General features: G+C 59.7%; 12 protein-coding genes and 2 pseudogenes. 11 read left to right on the top strand and 3 right to left on the bottom strand.

Annotated elements, in window-relative coordinates; translation table 11 throughout:
• The 3 genes and pseudogenes from ACIREA_RS14850 to ACIREA_RS14840 form a co-directional block, all read left to right on the top strand.
• Window positions 1-495, top strand: a pseudogene (locus ACIREA_RS14850) (MFS transporter); the annotation flags it as partial.
• Window positions 496-773: 278 nt separating this feature from the next.
• Window positions 774-2,330, top strand: a complete 1,557-nt coding sequence (locus tag ACIREA_RS14845) for an MFS transporter (protein WP_397383065.1) — start codon at window positions 774-776, stop codon at window positions 2,328-2,330.
• Between the two features lie 110 nt (window positions 2,331-2,440).
• Complete coding sequence (locus tag ACIREA_RS14840; RefSeq protein WP_397383064.1) at window positions 2,441-2,668, top strand: zinc ribbon domain-containing protein; 228 nt, start codon at window positions 2,441-2,443, stop codon at window positions 2,666-2,668.
• A gap of 55 nt (window positions 2,669-2,723) precedes the next feature.
• Here ACIREA_RS14840 and ACIREA_RS14835 read toward each other — a convergent pair whose 3' ends face one another.
• Complete coding sequence (locus ACIREA_RS14835) at window positions 2,724-4,031, bottom strand: RsmB/NOP family class I SAM-dependent RNA methyltransferase (protein WP_397383063.1); 1,308 nt, start codon at window positions 4,029-4,031, stop codon at window positions 2,724-2,726.
• Between the two features lie 104 nt (window positions 4,032-4,135).
• Here ACIREA_RS14835 and ACIREA_RS14830 point away from each other — a divergent pair, with 104 nt between their 5' ends.
• The 5 genes from ACIREA_RS14830 to ACIREA_RS14810 all read left to right on the top strand — a co-directional run bounded on the left by ACIREA_RS14830 (window position 4,136) and on the right by ACIREA_RS14810 (window position 9,860).
• The gene (locus tag ACIREA_RS14830) at window positions 4,136-4,663 is read left to right on the top strand and encodes a hypothetical protein (protein WP_397383062.1); all 528 of its coding nucleotides are present in this window, start codon (window positions 4,136-4,138) and stop codon (window positions 4,661-4,663) included.
• Between the two features lie 23 nt (window positions 4,664-4,686).
• Window positions 4,687-5,655, top strand: a complete 969-nt coding sequence (locus ACIREA_RS14825) for a LysM peptidoglycan-binding domain-containing protein (RefSeq protein WP_397383061.1) — start codon at window positions 4,687-4,689, stop codon at window positions 5,653-5,655.
• A 31-nt stretch (window positions 5,656-5,686) separates the two neighbouring features.
• Window positions 5,687-6,646, top strand: coding sequence for an acetyl-CoA carboxylase carboxyltransferase subunit alpha (locus ACIREA_RS14820; protein ID WP_397383060.1), 960 nt, complete (start codon window positions 5,687-5,689; stop codon window positions 6,644-6,646).
• Between the two features lie 90 nt (window positions 6,647-6,736).
• Window positions 6,737-7,498, top strand: a complete 762-nt coding sequence (locus tag ACIREA_RS14815; RefSeq protein WP_397383059.1) for a hypothetical protein — start codon at window positions 6,737-6,739, stop codon at window positions 7,496-7,498.
• Between the two features lie 268 nt (window positions 7,499-7,766).
• Window positions 7,767-9,860, top strand: a complete 2,094-nt coding sequence (locus tag ACIREA_RS14810) for a TonB-dependent receptor plug domain-containing protein (RefSeq protein WP_397383058.1) — start codon at window positions 7,767-7,769, stop codon at window positions 9,858-9,860.
• A gap of 33 nt (window positions 9,861-9,893) precedes the next feature.
• On the opposite strand, the gene ACIREA_RS14805 is transcribed toward ACIREA_RS14810, so the two are convergent.
• Complete coding sequence (locus ACIREA_RS14805) at window positions 9,894-10,529, bottom strand: urease accessory UreF family protein (protein WP_397383057.1); 636 nt, start codon at window positions 10,527-10,529, stop codon at window positions 9,894-9,896.
• Window positions 10,530-10,646: 117 nt separating this feature from the next.
• On the opposite strand from ACIREA_RS14805, the gene ACIREA_RS14800 reads away from it, so the two are divergent.
• Window positions 10,647-11,009, top strand: coding sequence for a YkgJ family cysteine cluster protein (locus ACIREA_RS14800; protein ID WP_397383056.1), 363 nt, complete (start codon window positions 10,647-10,649; stop codon window positions 11,007-11,009).
• Here ACIREA_RS14800 and ACIREA_RS14795 read toward each other — a convergent pair.
• Complete coding sequence (locus ACIREA_RS14795) at window positions 11,006-11,470, bottom strand: pyridoxamine 5'-phosphate oxidase family protein (protein ID WP_397383055.1); 465 nt, start codon at window positions 11,468-11,470, stop codon at window positions 11,006-11,008. The genes ACIREA_RS14800 and ACIREA_RS14795 overlap by 4 nt on opposite strands.
• A gap of 101 nt (window positions 11,471-11,571) precedes the next feature.
• On the opposite strand from ACIREA_RS14795, the gene thrH reads away from it, so the two are divergent.
• Window positions 11,572-12,195 carry a bifunctional phosphoserine phosphatase/homoserine phosphotransferase ThrH gene (gene thrH / locus ACIREA_RS14790; RefSeq protein ID WP_397383054.1) on the top strand — a complete coding sequence of 208 codons (624 nt, stop codon included), beginning with the start codon at window positions 11,572-11,574 and terminating at the stop codon, window positions 12,193-12,195.
• 34 nt (window positions 12,196-12,229) lie between these two features.
• Window positions 12,230-12,598 (top strand): annotated as a pseudogene (locus tag ACIREA_RS14785) (anthranilate synthase component I); the annotation flags it as partial.

The following is a 12,598-nucleotide window of genomic DNA, read 5'->3' as shown; positions in this document are numbered from 1 at the left end:
TGGGTTATTCTCGCCGCAGCGACGGTGTATGCTCTGGGCAAGACCTTCCTGTGGAGCACCACGCTGGGACTCACCGCCGAGCAGTTCCCCAAAGGTGGGGCACTCACTCTCAATGGCGTCTCCGCTGTGGGCGTGCTCTTTCTGGGCGTGCTGGGCAGCCCCTACATCGGTCACAAGCAGGACCTCGACATGGCCGAGCGTCTCTCGGCAACTGAGCACAGCCCTCTGTATTCTCAGATCAAAGGCGACCCCAAGCCGGGCATCTTCGGCAACGCGCCGACGCTGAACCAGGAAAAAATCAAGACCCTCCCTGCCCCGCAGGTTCAGGAACTTGAAACGGTGCAGGCCGCCAGCAAGCGCAGCGTCTTCACCACCATCGCCATCCTGCCCAGCTTCATGCTGGCCTGCTACCTCGGGATGTTCTTCTGGTTCAGGTCCCGCGGCGGCTACCAACCGGTCGTCATTTCCGAAGGAGATGCCGGCCAGGCCCACTGACCCGCTACGCAGAATAGAGAGGCCCCTGCATTCACTGCAAGATCGTCTGGCTTCGCAGCGATAACAGGTCAGCCCGCCCGAAAGCGCTCACAGCAAAGGTCTTTTTCTGGACGCGACTTGCGGACCTTTCCGCTGCGTGTTCTAGCAACTTCTCAGTCTTGAGAACACTTTTTCCTTGTCGCTCAGAGGCGTGGCACCTAAAACACGCCCGTTCCCGCAACTATCACTCCAACCAACACACACACTCCACTCCCTCCTCTATGAGCGAAAACAATCGAATGAGACTTCTCTGGGCCGGCTTCATGGCCATTCTCGCGGCCGGCGTCGGCTTCGCCATCCGTGGCGGCATCTTTGACAACTGGGCGAAGGAGTTCGGGTTCACCGGGGCTCAGCTCGGTGCCATCGGTGGCATGGGCTTCAACGGCTTCTGTTTCGGCATCATCCTCGGCGGTGTCGTGGTGGACAAGATCGGCTACGGCAAGCTCGTCGTGGTGGCTTTCCTGCTGCACATCGTCTCCGCACTCGTCACCTTCACTGCCAGCGGCAGCAGCGCCTTCATGGTGCTCTCCCTCGGCATGTTCATCTTCGCGTTCGCGAATGGTACCCTGGAAGCCGTGGCCAATCCCCTCGTCGCCACGCTGTTCCCGGAAAACCGCACGCATTACCTCAACATCCTGCACGCTTCGTGGCCTGCCGGTATGGTGATCGGTGTGATCATCGGCTGGTTCCTTGACGACAAATTGGAGATCAACTGGCGCATCCAGCTCGCGCTGTATCTCATCCCGACAGTCATCTACGGCCTCATGTTCATGGGCCAGAAGTTCCCCCAGTCCGCCGCTGCGGCCAAGGGCGTCAGCTTTGGCAACATGCTCAAGGACGTCGGCATCCTCGGCGGTGCCGTGGCCTGCTTCCTCCTTTCCTTCTTTGCGGAAGGCTTCTTCAAGGATGTGCTCAGCGTTGAGCCTGCTCTGGCCAAGAACCTCGGCTACGCCACGGGCGGCATTGTGCTGATCGCCGTGGGTGTGCTCACCAAGTTCTCGCTCGGCTCGCTTGTGCTTTTCGTCCTCTTCGTCACTCACGCCCTCGTCGGCGCGGTCGAGCTCGGCACGGACGGCTGGATCCAGAACATCACCGGCAATCTGTTCACCCCTGAGCAGGGCAAGGCCCTCTTCCTGTGGACCTCCGCCATCATGTTCGGTCTGCGCTTCTGTGCTCATTGGATCGAAAAGACGCTCAAGCTTTCCCCCGTCGGCCTGCTCTGCGTCTGCTCAGCCCTCGCCTGCGGCGGCCTGACACTGGCTGCCGGAATGAACTCCTTCACCACAGCGCTCATCGCCCTTGGCGTGTATGCCTTCGGCAAGACCTTCTTCTGGCCCACGATGCTTGCCGTCGCTTCTGACCGCTTCCCAAGCACAGGTGCCGTCGCCATCTCCATCATGGGTGGCATCGGGATGCTCTCCGCTGGTATCATCGGTGGCCCAGGCCTCGGCTATACCAAGGACCGCTTCGCTGGTGAGTCCCTGAAGGCCACCAACCCAGCCCTGTACGAAACCTACAAGGCCGAAGCTCCGAGCAAGTTCCTCAATCTGGAAGCGACCGCCGCCATCGGTCTTGATGGCAAGAAGCTCTCCGAAGCCAAGGAAGCCAAGGAAAAGACTCCTGACCAGAAGGCCGTGGTGCTGGCTGATCAGCAGGGCGACCGCAAGACGCTGAAGTTTGACTCCTACATCCCCGGCACGATGGCCGTGATCTACCTGCTCCTCCTGGCCTACTTCAAGTCCATCGGCGGCTACAAGCCTCTGACCATTGAAGAAGAGATGGCTTCGAAAGCCTGATCCACCTCTAGAACACTCCCACGCGGCGTCCCTTCACTGGGACGCCGTTTTTATTTCATGCCTTGCGTCTTATTCCTCATTCGTCATTTTAGCTTCGTCACTTCCCTGCCATGCCCACCTACGTTTACGAAACCATCCCCCAGTTTGAAGGCGAACCCGCCAAGCGCTTTGAAATCCGCCAGAGCATGAAGGACGCAGCGCTTACGCAGCACCCGGACAGCGGCCAGCCCGTGCGCCGCGTGCCGATTGGTGGAACCGGATTGATGGGCGGCAGCAGCGGTGGCTCCCAGGCCTCAAGCGGGGGTGGCTCTTGCGGCACGGGTTGTGGGTGCCATTGAGGCAATGACGAATCTCGAATTTCCGAATGACTAACAAAATCCGAAGCTCGAGGGCCTAAACGCCTGGAGCTTCTGGAACAACTTCGTCGTTCGGAGCTTCTTCGACATTGGCCACTTTGGGTTCATCATTCTTTTCGGCAGCTTTCCTCATCAGACGGGCAGCATAGAATCCGTCAAATGCGCCGGTCTCCGGCGTGCGGTGGAGTTCCTCTTCCAGGGTCCATTCTTCACCGTGTTTGGCCAGGAAAGCCTGCACCTGACGTTCATTTTCACTCGGCAGGATGCTGCATGTGGCATAGACCAGCTTGCCACCGGGGACGACCATGCGGCTGTAACTTTCGAGAATCTCGGCCTGGAGGGCGATGAGACGGTCGATCTCGGTATCGCTCAGTTTCCACTTCGCATCCGGATTGCGGCGCAGCACGCCCATGCCGGAGCACGGCACGTCGAGCAGCACACGATCTGCCTTTTGCGCGAGGCGCTTCACGGTCTTGGAGCCTTCGATCTCGCGCGCTTCGATGATGTCCACCCCGGCGCGTGAGGCACGCTTGCGCAGCTCCGCCAGCTTCCAGGCATGAATGTCCAGCGCCAGCAGGCGGCCTTTGTTGCGCATGATCGCCGCGAGATGCAGCGCCTTGCCACCGCCACCGGCGCAGGCATCGATGACCCGCATGCCGGGTTCTGGCTGCAAAAACGGTGCGATGAGCTGAGAGGCGGCATCCTGCACCTCAAACAACCCGGCCTTGTAGGAATCGGTGCCAAACAAATTCGCCCGCTGCTTCAGGCGCAGGGCGCTGGGCACCTGATCCACGGCTTCGGTTTCATAGCCTTCCTGTCCCAGTTTTTCACGCAGGGCACGGCGGTCGTTTTTGATCGTGTTCACGCGCATGAACACATCCGCAGGCAGATTCAGCGACTCACGAAGGGCGGGCCATGCGGCACCGAGTTCGAGGCTGCCACGTGCTTCAAGCCAGTCCGGGATTGCGGCACGGATGGCAGGAGATGCGCCTGCTTTGGCACGTTTCATCACATCCTCAGGTTTCACCTCGGGCGCATTTTCGTCCTTGGGCAGATCACGACCGTTGGAAATCCAATAGGCGGCCCACACACGCCACAGGCGCTCCGGGGTGATGTTCTCCGGCTGCGTGTGCTCCTCGTCGGGAAGCCCAGCTAGATACCAGAACCAGCGCCACCAGCGTACGCACTCATAAATGGACTCTGCGAAGATGCGCCGGTCCCGGCTGCCCCACTTGCGGTGCCGCTTGAAGGTGAACTCGATCACCTTGTCAGCATACCGTTTGCCCACAAACACCTCTCCGAGTGAAAGGATGATTTCGTCGAGCAGGTGGGGCGGGAGTTTCATGGGACTAGAGACATGGCGCAGGCGTATCCCCTTCACAACTGCTGCTACCAAGAAATCACTGGCCCCAGCGTGGAAGCAGATTACTCTCAGCCACCCCCAACGACATGCCCACCGAGTTCGATATTCAATACGCCCTGGAAAACACCCAGGTGCTCCATGAGCCGGACCGCCGCATCGATACCTTTGGCAGCACTCATTTCGAGTTTCAGATCGTCACCGAACTCATGGATACCGTCGGCGCCGTGCGTGTGCGTGAAGGCCGCATCGAGGCCGAGAAGCCCCTCATCCTGCGCCCGGAACTGCCCGGCCAGTTTGACTTCGAAGGCTTTGGCCCCGAAGTGGCCGGGTTTGGCGAATTCCTCCGGGACAACCTGCACAAGCTGGCGATCCTCAAATACGGCTTCAAATTCCGCAAAGGCGAAATCAGCGAGCAAATCATCCATGAATCCATGGAAGAAGTCACGGGCAAGCTGCTCGCGAACATCCGTGCCTCGGGCAATCCGATGCGTGCGGTCATTCAAGGCGTGGACGACACCTGGGAAATCTGCCTGCTGAAGTTCACCGTCGAGATGATCGAGAAGTCCCAGAACATCAACCTCTTCGATTTCAAACGCCGCGGCCTGCTGGGCTGAGTGGTAGTTTGTAGGTTCACGCAATGGCCAAGACCCAGATCAAACTGCTGATTTTCCTCATCACCGTGGGCTTGGTGGCAGGCACACTGGCGATGGGGTACTGGGTTTACATGAACATCCTGCTCAAGGAGAGCCAGGTGGAGCAGGACATCGCCTCCATGAAGGCGAAGGACCGCCCGCGTGTGGACCCTGGCATACGCCGCTTCGAAGCCGCCGTGGAACTCATCCATCAGGGCAAAATCGACGATGGCCGTGATGCGCTCTACAAGCTCTGCCAGCAGTTCCCCGACTCCAAGGCCTGCGCCGAGGCAATGCGCATCATTGGTGAGATCAACATGGACCAGCTCTACTCTGCGAACTCCACCGCAGGGAAGAAGGACTACATCGTGCAGCCGGGCAATTCGCTGAACTCCATCGCCACCAAGTTCGACACCACCGTGGACTCCATCATCCGCTCCAGCGGTTTGATGAGCTTCAATCTGCACCCCGGCGACCACCTCACCATCATCCCGATGGACTTCCATCTCGGGGTCAGCATCTCCAAAAAGCAGGTCATGCTGCTGCGCAAAGTAGGCGACAAGGAATACCTCTTCAAAGTCTACAACGCGAAAGACATCCGCATCACGCCCGGCATGCGTCTGCCGGTGGAGATGACCATCGCTGGAAAAAACTCCATCTTCGATGGCAAGCCGGTGCTCTCCACCGACGCCAACTACGTGGATGCAGAGAAATGGTTTTCGGGCAAAAAGTCGGGCTCAAACACGACGATCAGCATCCGCACACCACCCGTGGCCCGCGCCCTGCCTGTGGAGGAACCCAAAGCTCCGACTCCGGCTGCGAAAAAATCCACAGCTTCTGCCGTCCCACCGGCGGCCATGCCGGCCCCAGCACCCGCCCCCGCAGCGGAAACCGGCATCTTTCTTGCCCGCGAAGACATCGAAGAACTCTTTGCGCTCGTGCGCAATGGGTCAAAGTTGAGCCTTGTGAGATAAGCCCTCCCATCCCATTTTCCCACCGCCCGCCATGAAACAAGTTTTGGAATTCGAAAAGCCCATCGTCAAAATCCGCGAAGAAATCGAGGAGGCCAAAAAGAAGCTCGCCGCGAAGCCCAGCGACAAGCTGGCCCAGCAGGTCGCCGATCTCGAAACCAAGGCTGAAAATCTGCAGCGCGACATTCACGCCAATCTCTCCCCTTGGCAGCGCGTCCAGATCTCCCGCCACATTGGCCGGCCATTCATGCTCGACTATGTGAAGCACATCACGGACGAGTTCGTGGAACTGCATGGCGACCGTCACATTGGCGACGACAACGCCATGCCTGCCGGATTTGCCACCATCGGTGGTCAGCGCGTGGCCATCCTCGGCCACCAGAAAGGCCGCGACACCAAGGAAAACCTGCTGCGCAACTTCGGCAGCGCCCATCCCGAAGGCTATCGCAAGGCACTCCGCCTCATGCGCATGGCCGAGAAATTCAGCCTGCCCATCATCACCCTCATCGACACCCCCGGAGCCTTCCCTGGCATCGGTGCGGAAGAGCGTAACATCGCGGAGGCCATCGCCTTCAACCTGCGCGAGATGATGACCCTGCGTACGCCGGTCATTGCCATCGTCATCGGTGAAGGTGGCAGCGGTGGCGCCCTCGGCATCGGCATCGCGGACCGCGTGCTCATGATGGAGAACGCTTATTACTCCGTCATCAGCCCTGAAGGCTGCGCCGCCATTCTGTGGAAACACCGCGAGCATGCCCCTGAAGCGGCCTCCGCGCTGAAGCTCAGCGCTCAGGATCTCTCCAAGCTCGGCATTATCGACGGCATCATCCCCGAGCCTCTGGGTGGTGCGCACAACGATCACTTCGCCGCCGCGAACTCACTCAAAGACGCCGTGCTGGCCACGCTCAAGGATCTCAACGCCCTGCCGACCGCCCAGCTGCTGGAGCAGCGCTATCAGAAATTCCGCGCCCTGGGTCAGTTCACTGAGGGCTGATCTCCGGCCTCCGGTTTCTCTCTGCCCATAGCGCAAGAACCCAGTTTTGATGCTTTACAGCGCCTGATCCCCCGGGAAAGCTGGCGGCTTATGAAGTGGCTCATCCGCATTGTCGTTGTTCTCGTGGTCATCATTGCTGCCGGTCTTTGGTTTGGCTGGTCACAGCTGGGCGCACTGGTCAAGTTTGGTATTGAGAAGGGCACCCCTCCGGTCGTGCAGACCAGTGTGTCAGTGCAGCATGTGAAGCTCTCTCCCTTCTCCGGCTCCGGCGTTATCGAAGGCTTCGAAATCGGCAATCCTAAAGGCTTCACCGGCCCGTATGCCGTGCGCATTGGCCGCACTGAAGTGGCCGTAGATACTCACAGCGTCAGCGCGGACAAGGTGGTCATTCAGCACATCCGCATCACGGATCCTGAGATCAATCTCGAAGCCGGTCTCGGTGGCACCAATCTCAAGCACATCGCCGACAACGCGATGAACTTCGTCTCCCAGCAAACCGCGCCTGCTGGCAATGCCGCCCCGAATGCAGCCGCACCACCCGCCGACGGCAAGCCGAAAAAGTCCGTCAAACTCCAGGTGAATGAACTGCTCATCACCGGTGCCAAACTCAGCGCCAGCGCAGCGGGTGTTATTCCCGGCGCAGACGCCAAGATAACGCTGCCCGAGATCCGTCTTACCAATCTCGGCACCGGTGCCGCCGGCATCACTCCTGCCGAGCTGACGGCTCTGATCCTCCGCCAGCTGAACACCGAAGCTGTCAAAGCCAGCGCCAGCGGTGCTCTCAAAAACATGCTTCAAGGTGGCGCCGCCAAGATCAACACAGGCGGTATCAAGGGCCTGTTTGGGAAATAGGAGTCATTGACTCATTGGGCGGCGGGTGAAACTTGCTCAGCCTCCAGCGTGAACTTCCTTTCTGGCGATTGTGCCTTCGTGCCATCCGATTCGGGATGCTTGAGCGCTTTCACCAAGTGTCTCGATGTCGAAGCGGGCAATATCAGTTCATTATTCAAGCGTATCGACGTCGCCATGAACAATATTTGTCCATTCATCAATTCATCGGCAGCCACTGCGTGACAAAGAATTGGCCGATGTTTGGTTGGCGTTCCGCCTATCCAAACCCATGCGCCGATTCTCCCTGCCGCTCCTACTCGCCTTCTCAGCCGCCAGCTTTGCCGCTGAAGTTGAGGAAGATAAAAAGAAAAAGCCCACCAAGACCGCTGACCTGCCCGAGGTGGTGATCACGGCCACGCGCAGCGCAACTCCGCTGTCCCAGGTGCCTGCGGCGGTGAAGACATTGGATAAAAAGCAGATGGAGGAACGCCTGACACGCACCTTCCCGGAGGCACTGCGGGAAACTCCCGGCGTTTCGATTCAGAAGACCTCCAACGGACAGGGCTCTCCTTTCATCCGCGGCTTCACCGGTTTCCGCAACCTGATGATGGTCGACGGCATCCGCTTCAACAACTCCACCTTCCGTGACGGACCGAACCAGTACTGGAACACGCTGGATCAGTATGGCCTCGACCGCGTGGAAGTGCTGCCTTCGCAAGGATCTGTGCTATATGGCAGCGATGCCATCGGCGGTACGGTGAATGCCTTCACCAAAGGATCAGGCTTTCTCAGCGAAGCCGAGGGCGGCTTCTTCTCCCATGGCCGGGTGGATTATCGTTACTCCACGGCGGAGCACAGCAATGTGGAGCACTTCGAAACCAGCATCGGCGAGGGGCAGAAGTGGGGCCTGCATGCGGGTGTCACGTTGAGCCAGTTTGGTGATGTCACCGACGGCAGCGGAAAGCGGCAGCGGCACACCGGCTATGATCAGTGGGCCTTCGATGTGAGGCTGGACATAGCCCTGGACGACCAGTGGACCTTCACCGCCGCACATCAGCAGGTGCGCCAGAACGATGTGTGGCGCACGCACTCCACCACCTCAGGCGTTTCATTCGAAGGCACCGCCGTCGGCACCGACCGCGTGCGACTCTTCGATCAGGAGCGCAGCCTGACGTATGCCCGCCTCGCCGGAAAGGACCTGAACAGCTTCATCGACAACGCCAGCCTCACGGTCTCCGTGCAAACCGCAGGCGAAAACCAGTTCCGTGTCACCGGAGGCGGCACGAGATCCTATAACATAGTGGATGTGGACACCCTCGGCGCAGATCTCCAGTTCACCAGCGAGTCACCCATCGGCACCTTGGTCTATGGCGTCGATTTTTATGAGGACTTTGTGGAATCACACGCCTCGGACAATCCTTTTCAGGGAGCCGTCGCGGACAACTCGACCTACAGCCTGCTGGGGGTTCACATTCAGGACGCCATCGACCTCGGCGAACGTGTGCATCTCTTCCTCGGAGAGCGTTACACCCATGCCACGGCCAGGCTCGGCAGTTTCCAGAACCCCACCACCCTCGCGCAGCAGTCTTTTGCCAACAGCTGGGACAACTTCTCCGGCAGCGTGCGCTTTGTGATCGACCTGGATGACCGTGACCGCTATTCGCTGTATGGCGGTGTGTCACAGGCCTTCCGTGCGCCCAATCTCTCCGACCTTTCCCGTTTCGATGTGGCTCTGTCCGGTCGCAAAGAAACACCGGCCACCGACCTGTCCCCGGAAAAATACCTGACCTATGAGATCGGCCTCAAGGCAAACACCGAAAGCCTCACCGCCAGCCTGGCCTATTTCTACACCAAGCTGGACAATCTAATCATCCGTCGCTCCACCTCCGTGCCACTGCAGGACACCAAGGCGAATGGCGGCGACGGTTACATGCAGGGCTTCGAGTTCGCGGCACGCTGGCGGATCGACAAGCACTGGAGCCTCTTCGGCCATTTGGCCTGGGTCGAAGGTGAAGCGGATCAGTTCATCGGCACCACGACGCAGAAACGCCGCGAGCCTCTGGGCAAAATCTCCCCTATCGTCGGCTACGGTGGCGTACGCTGGCAGACCACGGATCAACGGTTTTGGACAGAGTTCGTCTGTCTCACCTATGGCGAGGCCGGACGCATGAACACCTCCGATCAGCTCGACACCCAGCGAGTGCCGCCCAATGGCACGCCTTCTTTCTGGCTGCTCACGCTGCGCGGTGGCTACTCCGTCACCGAGAACCTCATCCTCACCGCCTCTCTCGACAATCTGCTGAACAAAACCTACCGCTACCACGGCTCCGGCTCCAACGAGCCCGGTTTTGGCGCGAACCTCGGTGTGACGGTGAAGTTTTAGAAATGACGCGTTGATTTGCTCAGACGCCGGAATTCACGCATCCACCACCCGCAGAGCGGACTCGCTTGAGGCATCGCTCATGATGCGGCTCGTGATTCCGGCGATGCTGAACTTTCCGGCGTAGGGCACCTGCACGTGTGAGTCACGCGCCACCATGTCCCATTCCAAACGCAGGTATTCGGCGATCACATTGGTGAGGCTGAGCTGGAAAAAATGCCCGACTGCCGCCCATATGATGGCGATGTGGCTGTCGCAACTCCCCTGCTCCACGGCCTCGCGCAAGCGGCCCAGGACACCTTGATAGCGCGCATGCTTCGTGGATTTGAGCAGCACCGCGCCCGCCTGCAGACTGCGCTGGCAGGCGGCGGGTGAAAGCTGGGAGGAAAGTTTTGAGGAAGCCGCGATGAGACCTGGCAGATCATTCGCATGCGCGCTCTGCCATGCGGACTTGAGCGCCGGACCGCTGGCTTCACGCAGCACGCTTTCAGCGGCGGCATTCCACTCGCTCACATCCTCCACCAGCAGCACCTCCACGCGAGCACGCACGCTGCCCAGCAGCCACTTCACCCAGTCCAGTCCACGGGACCAGTCCTCGATGACGTGCTTATCATCCGCCGTGTCATGCGGCGCAGGCAGCAGAGTGATGGTGGGAAGCAGATGCAGTTTCATCGCGACAGCGACTCGCGCCGCAGCCATGGGCGGCGATTTTTAAACCTTCGTTGCATAGGCCCGTTCATCGCACGAACTATGCCTTCAGCGCGGCATTGCGCGAACAGAATACTTTTCATGAGCGAAGCCTCCCCACTTGACACCTCCTCGCCCTGGTATGCCTGCCAGCGCTGTGGCAACTGCTGCCGCTGGCCAGGAGATGTGCGCGTCACGGACGATGAGATCACCCGCATCGCCGCGTATCTGGACATGCCGCGCATCGAATTCGTGGAGCAATGCACGCGGCTGAATGCGAACCGAACCGGCCTGAGCATCATCGACAAGCCGAACGGCGAGTGTCTCTTCCTCGAAGGCGTGAATGTGTGCCGCATCCAGCCGGTGAAGCCAGTGCAGTGTGAAGGCTTTCCCAACACCTGGAATTTTCCAGGCTGGCGCGAGAAGTGCGAGGCGGTGGAGGCACCGCGCCCTGCATCCCACTAGGCTGCGGCTGGCACCGACTTATCCCAGAGAACGGACTTCGTATAGGCGTAGGGTTTGCACAGCACGACCTTGCTCACATCCGTGCGGATGACGGCAAATTTGTGGTAGTCCTCCGTCTCGCAGTACTTGCGGTAGTAGGCCTTGGATTTCCCGGGCATCTGATCCCAGTAGCGCTTCGCCGCATCTCCCTCGATCAGCCGTGTATGTCCGGAGAGATACACGATGGTCTCCATCGAGGGTGAGGCAAACATCCACTCCGCCTGCGGATTCGCACGCAGGATGGCGGCCTTCAGCGAATTCGGCGCGGTGATGGAAATGATCTCCTCCATGTCCATGGTGACCTGCGTTGTCATCCAAGCCGAGTGCGGATGTCCCTCGGCGTCTGACGTGGCCAGTACGGCATTGCGGCAGTTCGTCACCAGTTGGGCGGCGTTTCGAGTGACTTCATTTTCGATTTTCATGTTCAAACAAACGCCAAATTTTCACCAGCGTCTCCGCGTGGCTTGCCTGCATGTGCGCCTTTTTTGAAGATCGCGGCTTTACTGGACAAGCGGCCCAGTGCATGACATCTCACCCCATGAAGCAGCAGACCATCGTCACCCTCGACCTCGAAGGCGTTCTCGTCCCCGAAATCTGGATCGCCTTTGCCGAGAAGACCGGCATCCCTGAACTGCGCCGCACCACGCGGGATGAGCCTGACTACGATGTGCTCATGAAGGGCCGCCTCAAAATCCTCGATGAGCACGGGCTGAAGCTGCCGGACATCCAGCAGGTCATCGGCACGCTTTCCCCCATGGATGGCGCCAAGGACTTCCTCGATGAACTGCGCTCCATCACTCAGGTGATCATCCTGAGCGACACCTTCGCGGAATTTGCCCAGCCGCTGATGCGCCAGCTCGCGTGGCCGACAATCTTCTGCCATCAGCTCGATGTCGCCCCAGACGGTCGCATCGTGGACTACAAGCTGCGCCAGCCGAACCAGAAGCAGAAGTCCGTGGCCGCGTTCAAGGCGCTGAACTACCGCGTCATCGCCGCGGGTGATTCGTTCAACGACACCACGATGCTCGGCGAGGCCGATGTCGGTTTCTTCTTCCACGCCCCGGCCAGCATTCAGGCGCAGTTTCCGCAGTTCAAGCCCTTCGACGACTACGGCGAGCTCCTGGCCGCCATGCGCGCGGTGCTTTGAAGCATCATTGCCACAACGCGATTCCGCGTCCAGAATGCGCGCTCGTTTCACGACCCGCATGCCACAGCTCCATCTTCAGCCAGACTTCGCCACTTTCCAAACGCTCGCGCAGCAGGGCAATCTCGTACCAGTGATGGCGGAACTCGCCGCCGACTACGAAACCCCGCTCTCCGCATTCCAAAAGATCCACGATGGCCGCTGCGCCTTCCTGCTGGAATCTGCAGAGCTCACTCAGCACTCCGGGCGCTACTCGCTGCTCGGCAGTTCACCGCGCATCATCTTCACCGCACGCGGTCGTGAGATCGAAATCGAGGAGCGCGGGAAGAAGCGCAGCTACACTACCACCGGCGATCCATTGACGGAACTGCAGGAGCTGATGAAGCCCTTCACGCCGCTGGAAACG

Source organism: Prosthecobacter sp. (assembly GCF_044373815.1).
Classification (GTDB): Bacteria; Verrucomicrobiota; Verrucomicrobiia; order Verrucomicrobiales; family Verrucomicrobiaceae; genus Prosthecobacter.
Note: the sequence above shows the minus strand (reverse complement) of the source record. Positions and strands in the feature narration are given on the sequence as shown.

Coding starts and splice junctions, on each gene's coding strand:
- ACIREA_RS14845 (WP_397383065.1), top strand. CDS start 774: ATGAGACTTCTCTGGGCCGGCTTCATGGCCATTCTCGCGGCCGGCGTC.
- ACIREA_RS14805 (WP_397383057.1), bottom strand. CDS start 10,529: ATGAAACTGCATCTGCTTCCCACCATCACTCTGCTGCCTGCGCCGCAT.
- ACIREA_RS14815 (WP_397383059.1), top strand. CDS start 6,737: ATGAAGTGGCTCATCCGCATTGTCGTTGTTCTCGTGGTCATCATTGCT.
- ACIREA_RS14840 (WP_397383064.1), top strand. CDS start 2,441: ATGCCCACCTACGTTTACGAAACCATCCCCCAGTTTGAAGGCGAACCC.
- ACIREA_RS14795 (WP_397383055.1), bottom strand. CDS start 11,470: ATGAAAATCGAAAATGAAGTCACTCGAAACGCCGCCCAACTGGTGACG.
- ACIREA_RS14825 (WP_397383061.1), top strand. CDS start 4,687: ATGGCCAAGACCCAGATCAAACTGCTGATTTTCCTCATCACCGTGGGC.
- ACIREA_RS14820 (WP_397383060.1), top strand. CDS start 5,687: ATGAAACAAGTTTTGGAATTCGAAAAGCCCATCGTCAAAATCCGCGAA.
- thrH (WP_397383054.1), top strand. CDS start 11,572: ATGACATCTCACCCCATGAAGCAGCAGACCATCGTCACCCTCGACCTC.
- ACIREA_RS14810 (WP_397383058.1), top strand. CDS start 7,767: ATGCGCCGATTCTCCCTGCCGCTCCTACTCGCCTTCTCAGCCGCCAGC.
- ACIREA_RS14800 (WP_397383056.1), top strand. CDS start 10,647: ATGAGCGAAGCCTCCCCACTTGACACCTCCTCGCCCTGGTATGCCTGC.
- ACIREA_RS14835 (WP_397383063.1), bottom strand. CDS start 4,031: ATGAAACTCCCGCCCCACCTGCTCGACGAAATCATCCTTTCACTCGGA.
- ACIREA_RS14830 (WP_397383062.1), top strand. CDS start 4,136: ATGCCCACCGAGTTCGATATTCAATACGCCCTGGAAAACACCCAGGTG.